Below are 22,882 nucleotides of genomic sequence, written 5' to 3'. Positions count from 1 at the left end.
ACTCACACCTTCTACTTATTAAGTGAACGAACTACTATCTCACTAATCCGTCCTCTAGTTGATTGAAATATTACTGTGGTTGAAGCTCTTTAACCATTCTCTCTTCATCCCAAATCTCGATATTTAATTTACGTGCAGCATCTAATTTCGATCCAGCTGCTTCACCTGCAATGACCAGATCAGTACTTTTACTAACACTTCCTGCTACTTTTGCGCCAAGTGCTTCTAATTGCTTCTTAGCCTCACTTCTAGTCATCTGTTCTAGCTTACCAGTTAATACTACTGTTTTACCAGCAAAAAGAGAATCCATATTAATATTTTCTACTTGAATCCCTTTATATTCCGTATTCACTCCAACAGTTTTAAACGTTGAAATAAGTTCTTTTACTTCGTCTTGTGAAAAATAATCATTAATTGACTGGGCCATTTTAGAACCAATTTCATTAATTCCGGTTATTTCCTCTACCGATGCTTCCATCAATCGATCAATTGTTTGGAAATGCTGTGCTAATGTTTTTGCTGCTTTAGCTCCAACATGACGAATACCTAAACCAAATAATAATTTTTCAAGAGAATTTTCTTTAGAAGCTTGAATTGCAGAAATTAATTTACCTGCTGACTTTTCTCCAAAACGCTCTAGTGATAATAATTGTTCTTTCGTTAGAAGGTAAAGATCTGTAAATGTCTTAATCAAATTTGCATCGAATAATTGCGATACTACTCTTTCGCCTAAACCATCGATATTCATTGCATCACGAGACGCAAAATGAATTAATCCTTCACGAATTTGAGATGGACAGAAAGGATTTACACAACGTAGTGCTACTTCACCTGCTACTCTTATTAACTCATGATCACATGAAGGGCAGTGAGTTGGCATCGCAAAAGGCTGTTCATCACCAGTACGACGATCTAATAGTACATTTACTACTTCAGGAATAATATCTCCAGCCTTGCGAATAACGACTGAGTCACCAATTCGAATGTCTTTTTCTTTAATTAAATCTTCATTATGAAGCGATGCACGTTTTACTACTGTACCTGCAACACGAACAGGTTCTAAGATTGCAGTTGGTGTTACCACACCTGTACGTCCAACACTTAATTCAATATCTACTAATTTGGTTACTACCTCTTCGGCTGGGAACTTAAATGCAATAGCCCATCTTGGTACTTTTGCTGTTGATCCTAACTTTTTCTGAATACTGTATTCATCCACTTTTATGACAATTCCATCAATCTCATAAGGCAATGACGGGCGTTTTTCTTTCCATTCTTCAACGTATTCAATTACTTCTTCAATTGTATGACATGTTTTGCGGAAAGTATTTGTTTTAAATCCAAGTTTGTGAAGATAATCTAATGCTTCGCTATGCTTTTGAATTGAAAATTCCTCAGCTGTAGGGAACCCATAAACGAAGAACGATAAATCTCTCTTTGCCACAATTTTTGGGTCAAGTTGACGTAATGAACCAGCCGCTGCATTTCTTGGATTTGCAAATAATTCTTCTCCATTCTTTTCACGTGATTCATTTACCTTTTCGAAGCTAGCTTTTGGCATAAATGCTTCACCACGAGCTTCTATTGTAATTGGCTCAGAAAGTCTTAATGGAATTGCTTTAATCGTCTTTAAATTATGCGTAATATCTTCTCCAACTGTACCATCACCACGAGTTGCACCTTTGACAAACAATCCATTTTCATATTGAAGTGAAACGGCTAAACCGTCTATTTTAAGTTCACAAACATAAGATACCCCCGCAGAATCCTGTCTAATTCTTTGGTCGAAATCTCTTAAATCTCCTTCATTAAACGCATTTCCTAGGCTTAACATCGGATGACTATGAACGACTTTTTCGAACAAATCAATTGCCTGTCCACCTATACGTTGAGATGGAGAATCTGGTGTTAAAATAGTAGGATATTGTTCTTCTAATCCAATTAATTCATGTAATAGTGAGTCATACTCGGCATCTGGCACTGATGGCTGATCTAATACATAATACTCATAGTTGTATTGATTTAATTTTGTTCTTAGTTCTTCAACTTTATCAATGATTTTTTGATCCAAGAGCTCTCCATCCCTTCTATGCTTTCGTAATTGGAGCAAATTTTGCTAATAAACGCTTAATACCAACAGGACTTGGGAATGCAATATCCAACTCCATTGCTTCGCCTTCTCCTTTTACACTTACAACTGTACCAATTCCCCATTTACCATGAGAAGCTTTATCTCCAACTCGCCAACCAAGTGACTCTCCACCTGTTGTTTTCATTGCCACTGCTGGTCTAGAAACAGCACGTCGCTCAGCTACAACCTTCTTATTTGCACGATCTAATAGTTCATCAGGAATTTCATTAATAAAGCGAGATTCTTGGTTCACACTAGTGCGACCATAAAGTGTACGTGTCTGAGCATTTGTAATATATAAATCCTTTTCCGCACGTGTTATACCTACATATGCTAATCTTCTTTCTTCTTCCATTTCTTCTTCATCCATTAAAGAACGACTATGCGGGAAAATACCTTCTTCCAAACCTATTAAAAAGACTACAGGGAACTCTAGCCCTTTAGCAGAGTGAAGCGTCATAAGTATAACCTCATCTGCTTGTGATTCTTCTTTATCCGCTTGATCGATATCAGAAACTAATGCTAAATCAGTTAAAAATGAAACTAAACTTTTATCCTCACTGCTTTCTTCAAAAGCGTTTGTAACTGTTAAAAACTCTTCAATATTTTCGATTCTAGAAGCAGATTCAATAGTATTTTCATCTTTTAACACTTGGATATAGCCTGTTTTATCAAGAACTTCCTCAACAAGCTCGGTAACTGATAAATAATCCAACATTTGCTGCCAGTTTTTCGCCATAGCATGGAAATCTCCAACTGCTTTCGTGATTTTTCCACTTAATCCAACGAAATCAATTTGCTCTAACGTATCAGATAAAGATAAGTCATTCATTATGCTATAGTTAATAATTTTATCTACAGACGCCGCGCCTACACCACGTTTTGGCACATTAATAATTCTTGAAAAACTGATCTCGTCATTTGGATTGGCAATAAATCTTAAGTAAGCAAGTATATCTTTAATCTCTTTACGATCATAGAACTTTACTCCGCCGACCATTTTATAAGGAATATTAGACTTAACTAAAACTTCTTCCATTGCACGTGATTGCGCATTTGTACGGTAAAGAATAGCAACATCACCATATTGATGAACTCCTTCTTTTTTCCACTCGGCTAGCTTTCCAGCTACAAAATATCCTTCGTCCTGTTCTGAGGCAGCTCTAAAATAATGTATCGGTGTACCTTGTCCATTTTCTGTCCAAAGCTTTTTCGCTTTACGGTTTGAATTGTTCGTAATAACTGCGTTAGCAGCATCTAGAATCGTTTGAGTCGAACGGTAATTTTGTTCTAACAGAATTACTTGTGCTTTATCATAATCTTTTTCGAATGAAAGAATATTAGAAATATCTGCTCCACGCCAGCGATAAATTGATTGATCTGAATCACCAACTACACAAATATTTTTAAATTGCTCGGCAAGCAATTTTACAATTTTATACTGAGCATGGTTAGTATCTTGATACTCATCCACGTGAATATATTGAAATTTTCGTTGATAATATTGTAGTACTTCTGGAACACGTTCAAATAAATTAATTGTCATCATAATTAAATCGTCGAAGTCTAATGAATGATTTTTACGTAGTCGATCTTGATAAGATGCATAAATTTCTCCAACAACTTTTTCAAATGGAGTAAAAGCATCTCTTGAATAATCTGCAGCAGTTTGCAGTTCATTTTTTGCACTACTAATAGAACCTAGAATACTACGAGGATCAAATTTCTTTGAATCTAAGTTTTTCTCTTTCAGAATATTTTTTATGACTGTTAATTGGTCAGTTGTATCTAATATAGAAAAGCTTCTGTTAAAGCCAATTCGATCAATATCCCTACGAAGAATGCGCACACACATTGAGTGGAATGTGGAAACCCAAATATCTTCTGCATCTTTTCCAACTAGATTAAATATACGCTCTCTCATCTCTTTAGCTGCTTTATTTGTAAAGGTGATCGCAAGTATATTCCAAGGAGCGACACCTTTTTCACCTAATAAAAACGCAATTCGATGTGTTAGTACTCGAGTCTTACCTGAACCGGCTCCAGCCATAATTAATAATGGACCATCAACCGTTTTAACGGCTTCTTTTTGCATCGGATTTAAACCTTGCAATAATTCTTCTGCTGTTTTCATTACTTAGTCGCTCCTTTTTCCACAGCTTTCACAGTTAGTAAAGCCTCTTGTAAGTTATCATATATAATGTTCCCAACAACAATCGTATCAGCAAATTGCTTCATCTCAATTGCTTGTTGAGTTGATGAAATTCCCCCACCATAGAATAGTTTCGTATTGTTTAATACTTTTGAAACTTCTTCTACCACCTCGGGTGAACCATATGTGCCGCTATATTCTAAATAAAAAATCGGTAATTTTAATAATTGCTCAGAAACTTCCGCATAAGCTACAATATCTTCTATTGAAAGATCTGTCACTGCACTTGTTAGCTTTGCAGCCTTACAATCTTCATTTAATATACAATAACCTTCCATTACCAATTCTTCAGCATGAATTAAATGAGCGAATTCTTTCATTGCTTGTTGATGCATTCCAATAATCCACTTAGGATCATTACTATTTAAAACTGTCGGGATAAAATAGAAATCATAACCTGGAGTTACGGCTTCAAGATTTGATACCTCCAAAATACATGGTACTGCATAGCGCCTTATTCTAACTAGTAGAGATATCGTAGCATCTAACGTTACATCGTCCGTTCCACCAACTAAAATTGCATCCGTTCCTGACTCACAAATTTTTTCTAATTCATCATCAGAGATTTCTTTGTTTGGATCTAATTTAAATATGTGATTCCATTGTGAATAATCGTACATTTTGTCCTCCGGAATTGTTTTTTAACATTAATTTATCTATTTTATTAAGTACTTTTTATCAAAAATATAAATGTATTGTATCTTATAAAAAAGGAAAAGTAACCCTACGTCCCCATTTTAAGTAATTAATACTAATTGTTTCCTATGATATTGAAACAATTAAAGGGAAAAATGGTAAAGAGTGATGTAGTCACTGATACTTATTATAAGGGGAGTTACAGTTGAGACCAAATATTAGCATAATAAATGCACTTATACGTATAACTGCTGGCTTAACAATTTTAGCTTACGGCACAGCAAAGCTTACACGCAGAAGATGTAGTAATTCTGTAATCATTTTGATCATAATCGGTGCCATGAAAGTTGCAGAGGGAGTATTACGTTTTTGCCCAATGACTGCTCTAGGTAAGAAATGTAAGATTATGGCAGATAAACACGACGAGGGAGATACATTCGAAGATTGCATTCAACCTTCATAAAAGTAGTTTATCAAAAATGGAGTAGATTGTATAGATAAAAATAGAACATTCGTTCTTATTTTAACAAGAAATAGGGTCGTCATTGATCATAAATGACGACCCTTTCTTTCTAATTATTTACTTTAATTGCTTTATGACCTATATCGTGGCGATAGAATAAGCCATTAGATTGAATCGTATCAATTTGCTTATATACATTTTCGCAAGCTTCATTAATGGAGCTTCCTTTATGTGCAATAATTAATACTCTTCCACCATTTGTAACAAATTCATTATTTTCAAGTTTTGTACCTGCGTGGAAAGCCATCGTTTCATTACTTACATTATTTAATCCAGTTATTACAGCACCTTTTTCAGGAACTTCAGGATATCCATTTGCAGCAAGCACAACTCCAACAACGGCTTCCTCTGACCATTCTAAATGGATTTCTTCTTCATTTAATATTCCTAACAATACTTCAGCTAACTCACTCTCTAAACGAGGTAATACAACTTCAGTCTCTGGATCCCCAAATCTTGCATTAAACTCGATTACTTTAGGTCCCTGGCTTGTTAACATTAAACCTGCATATAGTATGCCAGTAAAATGTCTTCCTTCAGAAATCATTGCTTCTGCGACTGGGACTACTATTTCTTTTAGAGATTGTTCAACAACTGACTCTGAGATTTGTGGTACTGGCGAATACGCACCCATACCACCAGTATTAGGTCCTTTGTCTCCATCATAAGCACGTTTATGGTCTTGAGCGATTACCATAGGATAAACCTTATTCCCGTTAACAAACGACATTAGCGAGAATTCTTCACCCTCTAAATATTCTTCAATTACTACAGATGCACTTGCATCGCCGTACTTTTCATCAAGTAGCATGTCATGAAGGCTGATGATTGCTTCTTCCATTGTCATCGCTACAACTACACCTTTACCAGCTGCTAATCCATCAGCTTTAATAACAATCGGTGCACCAACTTTTTCAACATATGCTTTTGCTTCTTCAAAATTTGTAAATGTTTCATAAGCTGCAGTTGGAATAGCATATTTTTTCATTAAATCCTTTGTAAAGCTTTTACTTCCTTCAATAATTGCCGCTTCTTTAGTTGGACCAAATATCTTTAAATTAGCAGCTCTAAAATCATTTACAATTCCGTTCATTAAAGGAACTTCAGGACCAACGATTGTTAAATCAATTTCTTCATTTTTGGCAAATGCAATAAGTGCTTCATGGTCACTTTCATCAATATTGACAAGTGTTGCAACATCAATCATTCCATCGTTTCCTGGAGCAACAAATACGTCTGTTACATTCTCCGATTGATTTACCTTCCAAGCAATTGTATGCTCACGGCCTCCGCGACCAATGACTAATACTTTCATCTTGTCATCTCCTTATTTCTTAATGTTTAAAGTGACGAACCCCTGTAAAGACCATTGCAATTCCATATTCATCAGCTTTTTTAATTGAATCTTCATCTTTGATTGATCCGCCCGGTTGAATAATTGCTGTAATACCAGCTTTAGCCGCTGCTTCTACTGTATCATTCATAGGGAAAAATGCATCTGAAGCTAACGCCGCGCCATTTGATTTTTCGCCAGCTTGTTCAATCGCAATTTTTGCAGCTCCAACGCGATTCATTTGACCTGCACCAACACCGATTGTCATATGATCCTTCGCTAAAACAATTGCATTTGATTTAACATGTTTTACAACTTTCCAACCTAATTTTAAATTCTCCCACTCTTCTTCAGTCGGTTGACGTTTTGTAGGGACTGTAATAGTTGCATCATCTAATCCAAATGTATCCATATCTTGACGTAATAAGCCACCGTGAACTGTCGTTAATTTAGGTGCAAACGTAGGCTTAGTTTCTAAGTCTACTGTTAATAAACGTAAGTTCTTTTTACTAGTTAAGATTTCTAAAGCCTCTTCACTGAATGAAGGAGCGATAATAATTTCTAAGAATAATTCATGCAATTTCTTAGCTGTTGCAGCATCAACTTCACGGTTTGTCGCAATAATTCCTCCAAAAATTGAAACTGGATCAGCAGTATAAGCACGATCATATGCTTCTTCAATTGTAGTGCCTTCGCCTACTCCACAAGGATTCATGTGTTTTACAGCGACAACAGCTGGATTTGAGAATTCGCGTACAATATTTAATGCTTCATTAGCGTCATTAATATTGTTATAAGAAAGCTCTTTACCATGTAATTGCTCTGCATAAGCAATTGACGAAACTGTTGGCATTGGATCACGATAGAATGTCGCTTTTTGGTGAGGATTTTCACCATAACGTAAAGATTGTTTTAATTCGTAAGTAACAGTGTAGCTTTCAGGATTTTCTTCTCCTACTTGCTCTGTTAAATAATTAGAAATTAATGAATCATAAGCTGCAGTATGACGGAAAACTTTAGCAGCTAATCGACGATTCGTATCAATAGAAACCGAATTATTTCCAGCTAACTCAGCTAAAATTACTTCATAATCTGTTGGGTCCACTACTACAGATACAAATTCATGATTTTTAGCTGCTGAACGAAGCATTGTAGGGCCACCGATATCGATATTTTCAATTGCATCTTCAAATGTAACATCCTGCTTCATGATCGTTTCTTTAAACGGATATAAATTTACACAAACTAAATCAATTGGTTGAATTCCTAACTCGTTCATTTGACGCATATGTTCTTCATTTGAACGAACACCTAGTAAACCTCCGTGAATTGAAGGATGTAATGTTTTTACACGACCATCCATAATTTCTGGAAAGTTAGTTACTTCTGAAATACCAATTACATTTAATCCAGCATCTTTTAATAAATTATAAGTTCCACCTGTTGATATAACTTCAAAATCATGCTTAATTAATCCACTTACAAATTCAATAATCCCTTGTTTATCTGAAACGCTAACTAAAGCTCGTTTTTTCATGATATACATTCCCCTATCTAATCGATTTCATGCTCTATATCTAATCTAATTAACTAAACAATTTTTTTAGTGTTTGCACATATAAAACATGCTCGACACTATGAACCTTCTGCTCAAGAGACTCCTTAGAATCTCCCTTTTCAATCAGAATTTCTTCTTGCGCAATAATTGGACCAGTATCCATTCCTTCATCGACAAAATGAACCGTTACACCAGTCGATTCGACACCTGCTAGGAGAGCTTGACCAATTGCGTCTTTTCCAGGAAATAATGGTAGAAATGAAGGATGAATATTTACTATTTTCCCAGGAAATGAGTCTAAAATTGTCGGACCAATCAATCTCATATAGCCGGCTAATACGATAAATTCGACATTTAACTCTTTAAGATGGGCAATAATTTCACCTTCATATTGCTCTTTTGATTCATAGTTTTTCGCTGAAAATATAAATGATGGTATATTTGCTTGCTTTGCACGTTCGATACAAAATGCATTTGGACGATCACAAACAAGTAATTTCACTTCAGCATTCACTTCTCCGCTTAGAGTTGCATCAAGAATGGCTTGAAAGTTGCTGCCATTTCCTGAAGCAAATACGGCAATCTTCTTCATTACAGAGAACCTCCGCCAAAGGTTACACCTTCACCTGCTTTTGTTCTTCCGATAATAAATACTTTTTCTCCGTCTTCTTCTAATAGTTTAATAGTGTCATGTAAGTTCTCTTCACTAACCGCAAGAACCATACCAATACCCATATTAAAAATATTAAACATTTCTTCACGCTTCAATTCACCAATCTCTTCTAATAAATCAAAGATTGGTTGGATTGGCCATGAACCATAATCAATTTCTGCACCGATTCCTTCTGGAAGCATTCTTGGGATATTTTCAATAAACCCACCACCAGTAATATGTGCCATACCTTTTACTTCAAACTTTTTAAGGACATTTAAGATTGGTTTTACATAAATTTTAGTTGGGCGTAGTAGTTCTTCGCCTAAAGTATGACCTAATTTATCAATGTGTTGATCAAGCGTTAAGCCACCTTTTTCTAATAAAACCTTACGAACTAGAGAATATCCATTACTATGGATTCCGTTTGATGAGATTCCTAATAAAAAATCTCCTTCTTTAATGCTTTGTCCTGTTACAAGCTTCGGCTTGTCAACAATCCCAACTGCAAAACCAGCAATATCATATTCATCTTCTGGGTACATGCCAGGCATCTCTGCAGTTTCTCCACCCACTAATGAGCAACCTGCTTGAACGCAGCCATCAGATACACCTTTAACAATTTGCTCAATTCGTTCAGGTACAGCCTTGCCAACTGCTAAGTAATCTAGGAAAAATAAAGGCTCCGCTCCTTGAACCACAATATCATTCACACACATCGCGACTGCATCAATGCCAATCGTATCGTGACGGTCCATTTGGAAAGCTAATTTTAATTTTGTTCCTACTCCATCTGTCCCTGATACAAGAACTGGTTCTTTAAGATTGAATTTGGAAAGATCAAACATTCCTCCAAATCCGCCTAATCCACCAAGAACTTCTTGACGCATTGTTTTTTGAACGTGTTTCTTCATTCTGTTCACTGCTTCGTAGCCAGCTTCGATATCTACTCCAGCTTGTTTATATGCATTCGCCATGTGATGATTTCCCCTTTCAGTTCCTTATGAATAGATTCAATTGAAAAGAGGCGGCGACTTTGCTCACCGCCTCTGTTTTTTAATATTAATTATGAGAATGTACTAATTCATTTTCATCATAGATTACTGTTGGATACTTCCCTGTAAAGCAAGCAGTACATTGCCCTCTATTTGGTCCCTCATGATTTCTACCAATAGCATTTAATAATCCTTCTAAACTAATAAATTCTAATGAATCTGCACCAATTTCTTCGCAAATTTCTTCTATTGTATTAGTTGCAGCAATTAACTCTTCTCTTGTAGAAGTGTCAATACCATAATAGCAAGGATTTTTCAATGGTGGTGCGCCAATACGAACATGAACTTCACTTGCACCTGCGTCACGTAACATTTGTACGATTCGGCGGCTTGTAGTTCCACGAACGATTGAATCATCTACCATTACTACACGTTTCCCTTCAACGATCGAACGAACTGGAGAAAGTTTCATCTTAACCCCTTGCTCTCTAAGTTCTTGAGAAGGTTGAATAAATGTGCGACCTACGTAGCGATTTTTAATCAAACCAAGTTCATATGGAATACCAGATTCTTCTGCGTAACCAACTGCTGCTGAAATACTTGAATCTGGAACACCGATTACTACGTCTGCTTCAACAGGAGCTTCTTTAGCTAATACACGCCCCATGTTTTTACGTGCAGCATGAACATTGATATTATCAATATTGCTATCAGGACGAGAGAAATAAATATATTCCATACTACAAATTGTGTGATTAACTGATGAAGTAAACTGATCAGTTTCCACTCCATTGTCTGAAATAATTAGTAATTCTCCCGGATTAATATCTCGAATATATTTTGCTCCGACTACATCAAATGCACACGTCTCTGAAGCTACAACATAAGCGTCACCTAGTTTAGCTAACGCCAATGGTCTAAAGCCATTTGGATCTAGTGCGACATACATTGCATCTTTAGTTAGAACTAAGTAAGCGAAAGCTCCTTTGATCATATTTAAAGAGGCTTTAATGCTATCTTTCAATGGAGCAGAGCCATTACGTTTAATTAAATGAGCAAGCACTTCAGTATCAGAAGTAGTTTGAAAAATACTACCTTGCATCTCTAAGTCTTTACGTAATCTTGAAGCATTTACTAAATTACCATTATGAGCAAGAGCAATGCTTCCAGTATGCGATTGGAATAATAGAGGCTGAACATTTTCATAGCCGCCTCCGCCTGCAGTTGCATAACGAACATGACCAATAGCAGCTTTTCCGTGTAAATCATTTAATTGACCTTTACTGAAAACTTCTGTTATTAAACCAAGTCCTTTTGCACCTTCAAGTTCATTCCCATTCGTTACAACAATTCCAGCTCCTTCTTGGCCTCTATGTTGTAAGCTATGCAGACCATAGTAGGAGATTTGGGCAGCATCAGTATGCCCCCAAATCCCAAAAATTCCACACTCTTCGTTTAGTCCTTTTATTTCAGCAAGCATGGGATCGCCTCTTTCCAAGCTTGTTTCAGTTCCTCAACTGAAGCAAGAAGAACTGTTTCATTGTTTTCATTACGAACTGTTACTGATGTTTCTTCTGTAACTGTACCGATTAACTTTGCATCTACTAATGCTTCGAATTGTTCTTTATGTTCAGGTTTAACTGAAAGTAAGAAACGTGATTGAGTTTCGCTAAATAATGAAACAACCTCATTTCCTTCGATCGTAATAGTTGCACCAACTTCTGACGGACCAAATGTGCTTTCTGCAATCGCTACAGCTAAACCACCCTCAGAAATATCATGTGCTGAAGCAACTACACCTGCTTGAATAGCAGCAAGAATTTGCTCTTGGCGGCTAGATTCAACAGCTAAATCAATACTTGGTGCTTTACCAAAGATTTTGCCATTTAATAATTTTTGAAGCTCACTTCCACCGAATTCAGCTTCTGCTCCACCGATTACATAAATTAAATCGCCAGCAGTTTTAAAGTTTTGAGTCGTGATATGCTCGACATCTTCAATTAGACCTACCATACCAACTACAGGAGTTGGGTAAACTGCTTCACCATTTGTTTCGTTATATAATGATACGTTACCACCGATTACTGGAGTACTTAATACATTACAAGCTTCACTCATACCATCTGTTGCTTTTTCTAACTGCCAGAAAATCTCAGGTTTTTCAGGATTTCCGAAGTTTAAGCAATCTGTAATCGCAAGTGGACGAGCACCTGAACAAATTACGTTACGAGCTGCTTCTGCTACTGCAATTTTCCCACCAACTTCAGGATCTAAATATAAGTAGCGAGCATTACAGTCAGTTGTCATTGCTAGAGCTTTTTTTGTATCACGAATTCTGATTACTGCAGCATCTGAACCTGGAGCAACTACTGTATTTGTACGAACCATATAATCATACTGACCGTAAACCCACTCTTTACTTGCGATTGTAGGTTGAGAAAGTAATTGTTTTAATGTTTCTTTTGAATCACTAATTTCAGGAATATAGTTTTCCATCGCTTGGAACTCACCATAATATGCAGGTTCAGTTGATGGCTTATGATATACTGGAGCTTCTTCAGCAAGAGCATCTACAGGTAATTCAGCTACAACCTCACCATTATGAAGTAAGCGAAGCATCTTATCATCTGTAACACGTCCTACAGATACAGCATGTAGATCATACTTTTCAAATAAGTCTACGATTTCTTGCTCTCTACCTTTTTCTACAACAAGTAACATACGTTCTTGAGATTCAGATAGCATCATTTCGTAAGCTGTCATACCAGCTTCACGTTGAGGAACTAAATCAAGATTCATCTCAATTCCCATTCCTGCTTTTGAAGCCATCTCAGCAGATGAAGATGTTAATCCAGCTGCGCCCATATCTTGAATACCAACAAGAGCATCATTTTGAACAACTTCTAAACATGCTTCAAGTAATAACTTCTCCATAAATGGATCGCCTACTTGTACTGCTGGGCGTTTCTCTTCAGATGCATCAGATAACTCTTCAGAAGCAAAAGTTGCACCATGAATTCCATCACGACCAGTTGAAGCACCAACGTACATTACAGTATTTCCAGCACCATGCGCTTGACCTTTTTTAATATCTTTATGATTGATTAATCCAACACACATTGCATTTACTAAAGGGTTGCCTTCGTAACATGGATCGAAGTTTACTTCTCCACCAACTGTTGGAATACCAATACAGTTTCCATATCCAGCAATACCTGCAACAACTTCTTCAAATAAATATTTAACTCTTGGAGTTTCTAATTCACCAAATCGTAAAGAATTTAGAAGTGCAACAGGACGTGCTCCCATTGAAAATACATCACGAATAATTCCACCTACACCAGTTGCAGCACCTTGGTACGGTTCAATTGCAGAAGGATGATTATGGCTTTCGATTTTAAATACTACAGCTTGCTCATCGCCAATATCAACAATACCTGCTCCTTCACCTGGTCCTTGTAAAACATGCTCACCGCTTATTGGGAATTTACGTAATAAGGGTTTTGAGTTTTTATAACTACAATGTTCAGACCACATTACTGAGAATAATCCAAGCTCTGTATAGTTCGGATTGCGACCAATAATTGATTTGACTAATTGAAACTCTTCATCAGTTAAGCCCATAGTGGCATAAATTCTATCATTTTCAATTTGAATTGGATTTGGCTCAAGAAGTAACGACATGGTTTTCCCTCCAGTTTCTTACAATCGAACGAAATAGTTGAAGTCCGTCTGCACTACCTAATAATGCATCAACTGCACGCTCAGGGTGTGGCATCATTCCTAATACATTTCCTTTTTCATTAACAATTCCTGCGATATCATCTAAGCTACCATTCGGATTATTTTGATAACGGAAAATTATCTGATTATTACTTTTAAGTGCTTCGTATGTTTCTTGATCGCAATAGTAATTTCCCTCACCGTGTGCGATTGGAACTGTAATTACTTGACCTTTTTCATAACCAGATGTAAACATTGATTCATTGTTTTCAACAACTAACTCAACAGGCTTACACATAAATTTTAATTTCTCATTACGTCTAAGAGTACCTGGTAGTAGACCTGCTTCAGTTAGTATTTGGAATCCATTACAAACGCCAAATACTGGTTTACCTTCAGCAGCAGCTTTCTTCACGGCATCCATCACGTTTGCAAAACCTGCAATTGCGCCAGAGCGTAAGTAATCTCCATATGAGAACCCACCTGGTAATAAGATACCATCAAATTCATCTAAATTCGTTGAATCATGCCATACGTATTCTACTTCTTCGCCTAACTCATCTTTGATTGCATGATACATATCAACATCACAATTTGAGCCCGGGAACACAATTACTGCAAACTTCACTGTGCGACTACCTCCTCTACCTCATAACGGTAATCTTCAATTACGATGTTTGCTAATAACTTTTCACACATTTCTTTTACTGTAGTATCTAAATCTGCAACATTTTTATCAATTAATAATTCCATATATTTACCGATACGAACATCTTGAACTTCGCTAAAATTCATGCTATGAAGTGCATTTTTAACTGCATTTCCTTGTGGATCTAAAACACTTTCTCTTAATGTAACGAATACTCTTACTTTGAACATGATAATCCCCCTAAGCGTTTTAAAATTTCTTCGTATCCATCTGTTAAGTTACCTAAATCTCTACGGAATACATCTTTATCAAATTTCGCGTTTGTATCTTTATCCCATAATCGGCAAGTATCTGGTGAAATCTCATCTGCTAACAAAATTGTTCCATCATTTAATTTGCCAAACTCTAATTTAAAATCGACTAATCGAACATTACATGCATTAAACTGTTCTACTAGTACATCATTAACACGGAGAGCAATCTCTTTAATTGTTTCAAGATCTTCAGTTGTTGCTAGTTTAAGTGCAGCGATATGATCTTCATTAATAATTGGATCACCTAAATCATCACGTTTGTAATAAAACTCAATGATTGGCTTTTCTAACTTAACACCTTCATCTAATCCCATGCGTTTCGATAAGCTACCAGCAACGATATTTCTAACAACTACTTCAATTGGTACAATTGTTACTCGTTTTACAAGTTGTTCAAGTTCTGATGTTTTTTCTACGAAATGAGATGCAATTCCTGATTCCATTAACTTTGAAAATAGTAAACTAGTAATTGCATTATTCAAGCGACCTTTACCGGCAATCTCTGCTTTCTTTTCACCGTTAAATGCAGTTGCTGAATCTTTGTACACAACTCTTACAATTTCAGGATTCTCAGTTGAGAAAATTCTTTTTGCTTTTCCCTCATACAACATTACTTGCTCTGCCATGCTAACAATGCCTCCCATATCCTCATTTAAACACCCAATAGAATTTATGCTTTATCTGTTATTTGAATTGCTTGGCTAAGAATTTTTTTCTCTAATCTTAGCCAAACAATATTTATTAATTTAATCCTAAGCGTTCAAAAATTGTATCGACTTGACTTAAGTGGTAGCTGTAGTCAAAGCAATCATTAATTTCTTCTTGAGATAATAAAGAAGTAATTTTCTCTTCTGCTTCTACAAGCTCTTTAAACTGTACTTGAGTTTCCCAAGCTTCCATTGCTCTTGGTTGAACAGTATCATAAGCCTCTTCACGTGACATTCCTTTTTCAATTAAAGCAAGAAGTACACGTTGAGAATAAATTAGTCCGTAAGTACGGTCCATGTTACGTTTCATATTCTCAGGGAATACTGTAAGGTTTTTAATAATATTTCCAAATCGATTTAACATGTAATTTAAAAGTATTGTTGCATCTGGTAAGATGATTCTTTCTGCTGATGAATGTGAGATATCTCTTTCATGCCAAAGTGATACATTTTCATAAGCCGTAACCATATGACCTCTAATTACACGAGCTAAACCTGTCATGTTTTCAGATCCAATTGGATTACGTTTATGTGGCATTGCAGAAGAGCCTTTTTGACCTTTTGCAAAGAATTCTTCAACTTCGCGTGTTTCACTTTTTTGTAATCCACGTACTTCAGTTGCAAACTTCTCAATTGAAGTTGCAATTAGAGATAATGTTGCCATGTAGTGAGCATGACGATCACGTTGTAAAGTTTGAGTTGAAATTGGAGCTGCTTGAATTCCTAACTTTTCACAAACATATTCTTCAACAAATGGAGGAATATTTGCGTAAGTTCCAACAGCGCCTGAGATTTTGCCTACTCGAACTGTTTCAATCGCATTCTTAAATCGCTCTAAGTTACGCTTCATTTCTTCAGTCCATAATGCCAGTTTTAAACCAAAAGTAGTTGGTTCTGCATGTACACCGTGAGTACGTCCCATCATTACTGTGTACTTATGTTCTTTAGCTTTCGTTTCTAGAATTCCAATGAAATTCTCTAAATCTTTTAATAAGATATCATTTGCCTGACGTAGTAAGTATGAAAGTGCCGTGTCTACTACATCAGTTGAAGTTAAACCATAATGTACCCATTTACGTTCGTCACCTAATGTTTCAGAAACTGCACGTGTAAATGCAACTACGTCATGACGTGTTTCTTTTTCAATTTCATAAATTCGGTTTATATCGAAAGAAGCTTTTTCACGTAACACTTTTACGTCTTCTTTAGGAATATCTCCTAATTCAGCCCATGCTTCACATGCTAAGATTTCAACTTCTAACCAAGCTTTAAATTTGTTTTCTTCTGTCCAAATTGCTGCCATTTCTGGGCGTGAATAACGTTCAATCATATTTTTACCTCCACCGGGTTTTGTTTCCAAATCCCTAACTCTTGTACTTTTTGCATCGCTAGTTCTGTTGATGCTGCCATTATATTAATATGTCCCATTTTACGGCCTTTTTTGCTTTCTTCTTTACCATAAAGATGGACATTTAATGTACTATCATTTTGCATTACATTCAATACTTCTTCAACATGTTCACCTAATATATTTACCATTACAACTGGTTTAAGTAATTCCGTATTCCCTAATGGTAAATTACAAACCGCTCGAATATGCTGCTTAAACTGTGAAGTTTCAACTGCCTCCATCGTATAGTGTCCTGTATTATGTGGACGCGGAGCTAATTCATTAATATAAACCTGCTCATCTTCTGTTACAAATAACTCAATTGCTAAAACACCTACAAGATGAAATGAGCTAGCTACTTTTTTTGCATAGTTCTCTGCTGTTCCTAGTACTGATTTTGAAGTATTTGCCGGTACAGATGAAGTATGCAGAATTTGATTTATATGAACATTCTCTGCTACTGGAAACGTATTTACCTCTCCATTACTATTTCTTGCGACAATTATTGACAATTCTTTTTCAAAAGGAACCCAGCCCTCAAGAATACATTGCTGTTTTTTAACAAGTTCTAACGCTTCAACAAAGTCTTCTTCAGATTTTAAAACAACTTGCCCTTTTCCGTCATAACCACCAGTTGTCGTTTTCAAAACAGCTGGTAAACCTATTTTCGTAACTGCCTCAGAAAATTGCTCTTCATTTTCTACTAGTTGAAATGGAGCAACCTTTATACCTAAATTTTGAATAGCTGTTTTTTCAGTTAATCTATTTCTTGTAAGCTTTAATAACTCACTGCCTTGAGGTAAATAAGAATGTTCATCTAAATACTCAAGAGCGTTTACATCAATATTTTCAAATTCATATGTTATAACATCACTTACTTTCGCAAGCTGTTTAATTGCTTCTATATTAGAATATTCAGCCGTAATCTCTATATCAGATACTTGCCCACAAGGCGAGTTTGGAGTAGGATCTAAAACAGCTATTTTATAGCCCATTTCTTTCGCCGAAAGCGCCATCATTCTTCCAAGTTGGCCTCCCCCAATGATCCCTATTGTTTGTCCTGGTAGAATTACTTTGCTATTCATAGTGATTCACTGCTTTCTAGAACTTGTTTAGTAGTGTTTTCACGACGAGTTTCTAATGCTAAATAAACTTCTTGATCTTGGATACTTAATACTTGAGCTGCGAGTAAGCCTGCATTCGTCGCACCTGCTTTACCAATTGCAACAGTAGCAACAGGTACTCCACCTGGCATTTGTACAATTGATAATAATGAATCTAATCCATTTAAAGCTTTTGATTGTACTGGTACACCAATTACTGGAAGTGTCGTTTTTGCTGCTACCATTCCTGGTAAGTGAGCAGCACCGCCTGCACCTGCAATAATTACTTTAATACCACGTTCTCTAGCTGATTCCGCATACTCAAACATTAAATCTGGTGTACGATGTGCCGAAACAACTCGTTTCTCATAGTTAATATTTAACTCTTCTAACACATCACAAGCATGTTTCATTGTTGCCCAATCACTTGTACTCCCCATAATGACACCAACTACCGGTTTCATCTGCTTATCCCCCAAGTTTATTCGCTATTTTTTTATGTTTATCATAAATTTCCAACAAAAAACGCCTAAATAGTATTATCCCTCTATGGTGAGGAAAGATAATCTACTTAGGCGTATACTTAAATACGTACACGTGTGATTAACTTCCCCTCATAGTCCAGTAATTTAAGGTTACTAGGTAGAAACTTTTGGGCCATATTCCCAAACTTATATGAGGTTTGCTAAATTTCCTATCTCTATAGTATCAATTTATAACTCTTTTTTCAAGAAAATATGAATGTTTTTATCAAAAAATATTTTAATGTTCGTGTTTTACTCAGTTTTTTACATTCTATGATGTCTATTTTTATTAAATTACTGATAGCAACTGTAATTTTTTTATTTCTTATTCGGATTTCTATTATCGAATAATCAATGAAGAACAAAAAAGCTATCTATCCCTATAATAAATGGGAAAGATAGCTTTTTCAATTCTTGACTTTTATTGAAGAACCGTTACTTTAGTCGGAGTTGATGTTACTTTAAACCCATCTTTTGTCGTAACATCAGCAGAGATATAATATGTGCCGTTTGGCAGATCAGCCTTTGGAATCCATTTTGTATGAACTTCTTTTGCATTTTTGTATTCGAAAGTATCTACTACATTTCCGTTTGTATCTTTTACATTAAATTTCCAATCTACTCTGTTTTGAGCCCAGAAGTCGACTGAAGCTACTCTGTTTTTGTTAATATTTGTAGTAGGATATACGCTACCGTTCGAAAGAACCATCCATTCACTCATATATTTTGCACTTTGATCTCCCCATGTAGTAAATGAGTGATTAAACGCATTGTCAGCTCCACCTATTACAATATTCTTAGGTTCAACATTTACTAATAATGTTTGAGCTGCCCCTGGTGAATAATAATTTCCATTTACCCAGACAACTGAAGCAGCATAACCAGATTCATCATCAGTACCCTTCCAAGAAATTTCATATTTACCACCATCTTTTGGAGTAACTTTAATATCTGTAACTTTAGGTAAAATCGAATCAACTTTTACTGGCATTTTTACTTCTTGAGGTTTTGCCCCTGGATAGTCTAAAGTTGTACGAATAACATATTTATAGTCCCCGTCTGGAACAAATTGTCCTGACTCATCTGTCATATCCCAAGTATAAAGTTCATTATAGCTTGTATCACCATATGACATGACATTTTTTCTGAATTTATATGGAGTTCCATCAAATTCACTAAAATCTCCTAAATAATTAACCATTTTTCCTGATTGATCTTCAATATACATTTCAGTTTTTGCTAAATTTCGTAATGCTGTAAATGAGGAATAAATTCCATTTATATGGTAATTTGGTGAAATTGCAATTTTGCTTAGATCAAATGTACCAGTTGTAGAGTTGTATCCTTTAGGATAACGCTCTGAAGTTCCATCCCAAAGTGCAGTATAACCTAAAAATGCATCTTTTTCCCACGCTGGTGGATCGATATTTCTAGGCTCATCCCAATTACCATAGAAGCCCATATAAGGAACAGAAATTGGTACAGCTTTATCTTGGTCTTTTGCCACTGGAACTAAACGTACGAACCCTTCGACAAAACTATTTTTCTTTAATGAATCTGGTAGGTTAACATTAATTGTCAGCATTTTTGTCTGACCTGCTTTTATTTTAAGCAATGAGCCCTCTTTATAAGTTACTTTATTATCATTCACAGTGATCGTTGCACCGTCTATGCGTTCACTTGTTAATGCTAAATAATCCTTTGTATCAAGTGCACCGTCGTTATCTAAATCAAATTGCTTAGTTTCCGTTTTATCCTTTAATAAATCTACATAAACATTGTATTCGATATCATCACTATTATTTTTTCCTTTTGGTGCATCAAATGCATCAATATTTAGTTTAAAGCTTGTGTTTTGTCCAATTTCTTTTAAAGCTACTGCACCAGCTTGCTCTAATGGTGTGTTTCTACTTGTAACAATGATTGGTGTATTAATTGCATTTTGAATTTGCATTAAACCAGAGCCTTGAATACGTGGAGAATATGGAATTTCTCCGTTTGTTTTTGGATCCATAACAATTTTTGATGTGTTCATTAAAGCGATTTTTGCTTTTAAAGCTGTATTCTCTGAATGTTGTAATCCTTTTTCATATAGTGACTGTAATACTAATGCAGAACCCCCTGCAACATGAGGAGTTGCCATTGATGTACCACTCATTACTTCATAATCATTTCCAGGTACAGTTGAATAAATATTACCACCTGGAGCAGACATTTCTGGTTTAAAATCTAATGTACTTGGAGCTCCATATGATGAAAAATAAGACATCGTATCTTTAATTGGATTATCGATCCAAGTATCTCCGGCAAGTTTCATTTTTACAACTTGATTATTGGATAGCTTATTGATTAATTCTTGACCTACAGCTTTACCAGTTGTTGCAGCTGGTATAGAAGTATCCGCAAATTTCATATATGGATAATCACCCATACTATTTGGCGGGATGATAATTGCAGCTTTAGCTTTATATTTTGCAGCATTAAATTGAACGAATGAATATGAAGTGTATTGATTTGCCATTTTTGCTACAACTATCTTGCCCTCAACATTTTTTGTACTAAAATCAGTAAGCTTTGATCCTTCACCTACATAAACCAATTCATACTCTTGACCTGGTGTTAAGTTTTTAGATAGTTTAAAGTTTTTACTTGGAGCAAACATTGTTTGATCTTGGAAAGGAAGTTTAAAACCATTTGCGTCAGCCATTGTATTTAAGTGCATTTTCGTATTCTCATAAGATGCGACTGATAATGCAAACGGACTTACCCCTGGTGCACTGACTGTTCCAATATCTGGGTTTTCTACATATGGTTTTGAAGCAGAATCTAATAATAAATTAGTTTTTGTACTATAAGCTGAATTTCCAGCAGCAACTACGACAAGCGTTCCTTGTTCAGTTGCTTCTTTGATTGCTTTTTGAACAGGGTCAAAATCTTCACCCACAAATCCTGCATCAACACCTAAACTCATATTGATTACATCTGCACCCATCGTAACTGCATGCTCAATACCTGCGATAATGTCATCCTCATAAGCACCTCCACCTACATCGGAGAATACTTTTTCAGCTAATAATTGAGTTCCAGGAGCGATTCCTTGAACACCGCCATTTGCTTCATCGCCATTCGCACCAACAGTACCTGCAACGTGCGTACCGTGTGGACTTCCATCTCCACGAGGAATAACATCAGTATCATGATCTGCCCAATCATAACCTGTTGGAACTTTATCTGTATACCAAATATCATTTACAGATGTAGTGTCTAATTTACTTTGTATGCCACTTTGAGTTAATTTTTCTTTTTCCTTACCTTTATCAGTCAACTTCATATCCTTATGAGTATAATCGATACCAGAGTCGACAACTGCAACAAGTAAACCTTCTCCTTGATAACCATATTGATTCCAAACCTTTTGTGCTTGTACTAACTCTTTACTTGCTGCCATCGTTTCGTGGAATGTTCTCGCAACATTTACGTTAAGTACTCCGGGAATAGACTTAATTTCATTTAGGTTTTGATATTCTGTCTCAACACTAAATCCATTGAACCCTTCAAAAAAGCGTTGCTTTAATTTAGGTGAATTTGATTTAGCCTTATTATTTTTTGTGATTTCTTCGATTACTTTGTCTTGCTTTTCTTTAAGTAAGGATTTTTTGTTTGATGTAGAAGTGTCGGAAGTTGATGGTTGTTCAATTTCAACTATAAAACGAACTTTATCGGTAGGTTTATAAGTTTTCTCAGATTCATCCTTTTGAATATCTTCTTTATATAAGTCCTCTTTAGCTTTAGGACTTTGGTCTAGTAATTGGGGTACTTGATCTTCGACCGATTGAGTTGTTGAATCATTATTTTCCGCAAGAGCCGTATAAGATGAGAAAATCAAAGATGAGATCGCCACTGTGGTCATTACTTTAAACGGTAAAATTTTTCGAAGTTTCATGAAATCCCTCTCCTTTTTATGGATGTAATATTTCGATTATGTATTTGCTTTAATACTATGATTAAGAGGTTAGTAGTTTAATAACTTTAGAATGATCAATTTGGTTAAACTTAAGCTCTTACCATTTAGTAAGTAAGTCAATACTATCTAAATGTACATTCATCAAATGCTGGAGTAAATTGGGGGAAATTCCTATGAAATAATTTGTCTTTTTTCTACAAATCATTACAAAAAAAATTATTATTGGTATTCTTAATCTTAAAAATAATAAATAATAGGAAGAAAAATATATAAATACGTCGAATTTCCTTTGTTTAATCAATTGTTTAAAATCGATATTTGTGAAAATATAAAGAAAATTCTATTAATTTTAAATATATCCTCGAATATGGTAGAAAAAAATGATTAAAAAGTACTAATAGTTTTTTAATGTTTTTCTTCCTTCAAATAAAAAAAGGTGCACCAATGTAAAATGTACCCTATGTAAAG

The 22,882-nt window shown here is 35.5% G+C and carries 17 protein-coding genes and 1 riboswitch; of the genes, 1 reads left to right on the top strand and 16 read right to left on the bottom strand.

Going from position 1 to position 22,882, the window contains the following annotated elements; all coding sequences use genetic code 11:
* Positions 1-70: 70 nt before the first annotated feature.
* From ligA to pcrB, 3 genes are read right to left on the bottom strand one after another with little or no spacing between them, the layout of a single operon-like run.
* The gene (ligA, locus tag CN946_RS00605) at positions 71-2,071 is read right to left on the bottom strand and encodes an NAD-dependent DNA ligase LigA (RefSeq protein ID WP_098859444.1); all 2,001 of its coding nucleotides are present in this window, start codon (positions 2,069-2,071) and stop codon (positions 71-73) included.
* A gap of 16 nt (positions 2,072-2,087) precedes the next feature.
* Entirely contained in the window at positions 2,088-4,265 is a 2,178-nt protein-coding gene (pcrA, locus tag CN946_RS00600) for a DNA helicase PcrA (protein WP_098859443.1), read from the bottom strand.
* Positions 4,265-4,963, bottom strand: a complete 699-nt coding sequence (gene pcrB, locus CN946_RS00595) for a heptaprenylglyceryl phosphate synthase (RefSeq protein WP_098859442.1) — start codon at positions 4,961-4,963, stop codon at positions 4,265-4,267. Before pcrB ends, pcrA begins: the two co-directional genes overlap by 1 nt.
* A 221-nt stretch (positions 4,964-5,184) precedes the next feature.
* On the opposite strand from pcrB, the gene CN946_RS00590 reads away from it, so the two are divergent.
* On the top strand, positions 5,185-5,442 hold the full coding sequence (locus CN946_RS00590) for a YgaP family membrane protein (protein WP_056474726.1): 258 nt from the start codon (positions 5,185-5,187) through the stop codon (positions 5,440-5,442).
* A gap of 109 nt (positions 5,443-5,551) precedes the next feature.
* Here the strand turns inward: CN946_RS00590 and purD are convergent, their stop codons facing one another.
* From purD to CN946_RS00525, 13 genes are all read right to left on the bottom strand, one after another.
* Complete coding sequence (purD, locus tag CN946_RS00585; RefSeq protein WP_098859441.1) at positions 5,552-6,817, bottom strand: phosphoribosylamine--glycine ligase; 1,266 nt, start codon at positions 6,815-6,817, stop codon at positions 5,552-5,554.
* A 19-nt stretch (positions 6,818-6,836) separates the two neighbouring features.
* Entirely contained in the window at positions 6,837-8,372 is a 1,536-nt protein-coding gene (gene purH / locus CN946_RS00580) for a bifunctional phosphoribosylaminoimidazolecarboxamide formyltransferase/IMP cyclohydrolase (RefSeq protein ID WP_098859440.1), read from the bottom strand.
* A 49-nt stretch (positions 8,373-8,421) separates the two neighbouring features.
* Positions 8,422-8,985, bottom strand: a complete 564-nt coding sequence (gene purN / locus CN946_RS00575) for a phosphoribosylglycinamide formyltransferase (protein ID WP_098859439.1) — start codon at positions 8,983-8,985, stop codon at positions 8,422-8,424.
* Positions 8,985-10,022 (bottom strand): phosphoribosylformylglycinamidine cyclo-ligase, encoded by a 1,038-nt coding sequence (purM, locus tag CN946_RS00570; protein WP_098859438.1) that lies wholly within the window; start codon positions 10,020-10,022, stop codon positions 8,985-8,987. The genes purN and purM overlap by 1 nt, the downstream gene beginning before the upstream one ends.
* A gap of 85 nt (positions 10,023-10,107) precedes the next feature.
* Positions 10,108-11,520 carry an amidophosphoribosyltransferase gene (purF, locus tag CN946_RS00565; RefSeq protein ID WP_098859437.1) on the bottom strand — a complete coding sequence of 471 codons (1,413 nt, stop codon included), beginning with the start codon at positions 11,518-11,520 and terminating at the stop codon, positions 10,108-10,110.
* Positions 11,505-13,724 (bottom strand): phosphoribosylformylglycinamidine synthase subunit PurL, encoded by a 2,220-nt coding sequence (purL, locus tag CN946_RS00560; protein WP_098859436.1) that lies wholly within the window; start codon positions 13,722-13,724, stop codon positions 11,505-11,507. Before purL ends, purF begins: the two co-directional genes overlap by 16 nt.
* Positions 13,708-14,391 carry a phosphoribosylformylglycinamidine synthase subunit PurQ gene (purQ, locus tag CN946_RS00555; protein WP_098859435.1) on the bottom strand — a complete coding sequence of 228 codons (684 nt, stop codon included), beginning with the start codon at positions 14,389-14,391 and terminating at the stop codon, positions 13,708-13,710. Before purQ ends, purL begins: the two co-directional genes overlap by 17 nt.
* Entirely contained in the window at positions 14,388-14,642 is a 255-nt protein-coding gene (gene purS, locus CN946_RS00550; RefSeq protein ID WP_069032645.1) for a phosphoribosylformylglycinamidine synthase subunit PurS, read from the bottom strand. Before purS ends, purQ begins: the two co-directional genes overlap by 4 nt.
* Entirely contained in the window at positions 14,630-15,352 is a 723-nt protein-coding gene (purC, locus tag CN946_RS00545) for a phosphoribosylaminoimidazolesuccinocarboxamide synthase (RefSeq protein ID WP_069032644.1), read from the bottom strand. The genes purS and purC overlap by 13 nt, the downstream gene beginning before the upstream one ends.
* Positions 15,353-15,467: 115 nt before the next feature.
* Positions 15,468-16,763: an adenylosuccinate lyase gene (gene purB, locus CN946_RS00540; RefSeq protein ID WP_098859434.1), complete on the bottom strand. Its 1,296-nt coding sequence runs from the start codon at positions 16,761-16,763 to the stop codon at positions 15,468-15,470.
* On the bottom strand, positions 16,760-17,908 hold the full coding sequence (gene purK / locus CN946_RS00535; protein ID WP_098859433.1) for a 5-(carboxyamino)imidazole ribonucleotide synthase: 1,149 nt from the start codon (positions 17,906-17,908) through the stop codon (positions 16,760-16,762). Before purK ends, purB begins: the two co-directional genes overlap by 4 nt.
* Positions 17,905-18,390 (bottom strand): 5-(carboxyamino)imidazole ribonucleotide mutase, encoded by a 486-nt coding sequence (gene purE / locus CN946_RS00530; RefSeq protein ID WP_098859432.1) that lies wholly within the window; start codon positions 18,388-18,390, stop codon positions 17,905-17,907. The genes purK and purE overlap by 4 nt, the downstream gene beginning before the upstream one ends.
* Before the next feature lie 133 nt (positions 18,391-18,523).
* A riboswitch (purine riboswitch) is annotated at positions 18,524-18,625 on the bottom strand.
* A gap of 246 nt (positions 18,626-18,871) precedes the next feature.
* Entirely contained in the window at positions 18,872-22,393 is a 3,522-nt protein-coding gene (locus tag CN946_RS00525) for a S8 family serine peptidase (RefSeq protein WP_098859431.1), read from the bottom strand.
* Positions 22,394-22,882: the final 489 nt, after the last annotated feature.

This window comes from Bacillus sp. AFS053548, from assembly GCF_002575105.1.
Taxonomy (GTDB): domain Bacteria; phylum Bacillota; class Bacilli; order Bacillales; family Bacillaceae_G; genus Gottfriedia.
The sequence above is the reverse complement of the archived record's forward strand: the minus strand, read 5'-3'. Positions and strand labels throughout refer to the sequence as shown.

Excerpts from the sequence above, each read along its gene's own strand:
- purN (WP_098859439.1), bottom strand. The coding sequence starts at position 8,985 with ATGAAGAAGATTGCCGTATTTGCTTCAGGAAATGGCAGCAACTTTCAA.
- purM (WP_098859438.1), bottom strand. The coding sequence starts at position 10,022 with ATGGCGAATGCATATAAACAAGCTGGAGTAGATATCGAAGCTGGCTAC.
- pcrB (WP_098859442.1), bottom strand. The coding sequence starts at position 4,963 with ATGTACGATTATTCACAATGGAATCACATATTTAAATTAGATCCAAAC.
- purH (WP_098859440.1), bottom strand. The coding sequence starts at position 8,372 with ATGAAAAAACGAGCTTTAGTTAGCGTTTCAGATAAACAAGGGATTATT.
- purB (WP_098859434.1), bottom strand. The coding sequence starts at position 16,763 with ATGATTGAACGTTATTCACGCCCAGAAATGGCAGCAATTTGGACAGAA.
- CN946_RS00525 (WP_098859431.1), bottom strand. The coding sequence starts at position 22,393 with ATGAAACTTCGAAAAATTTTACCGTTTAAAGTAATGACCACAGTGGCG.
- purE (WP_098859432.1), bottom strand. The coding sequence starts at position 18,390 with ATGAAACCGGTAGTTGGTGTCATTATGGGGAGTACAAGTGATTGGGCA.
- purC (WP_069032644.1), bottom strand. The coding sequence starts at position 15,352 with ATGGCAGAGCAAGTAATGTTGTATGAGGGAAAAGCAAAAAGAATTTTC.
- purL (WP_098859436.1), bottom strand. The coding sequence starts at position 13,724 with ATGTCGTTACTTCTTGAGCCAAATCCAATTCAAATTGAAAATGATAGA.
- purD (WP_098859441.1), bottom strand. The coding sequence starts at position 6,817 with ATGAAAGTATTAGTCATTGGTCGCGGAGGCCGTGAGCATACAATTGCT.
- purS (WP_069032645.1), bottom strand. The coding sequence starts at position 14,642 with ATGTTCAAAGTAAGAGTATTCGTTACATTAAGAGAAAGTGTTTTAGAT.
- purF (WP_098859437.1), bottom strand. The coding sequence starts at position 11,520 with ATGCTTGCTGAAATAAAAGGACTAAACGAAGAGTGTGGAATTTTTGGG.
- purK (WP_098859433.1), bottom strand. The coding sequence starts at position 17,908 with ATGAATAGCAAAGTAATTCTACCAGGACAAACAATAGGGATCATTGGG.
- pcrA (WP_098859443.1), bottom strand. The coding sequence starts at position 4,265 with ATGAAAACAGCAGAAGAATTATTGCAAGGTTTAAATCCGATGCAAAAA.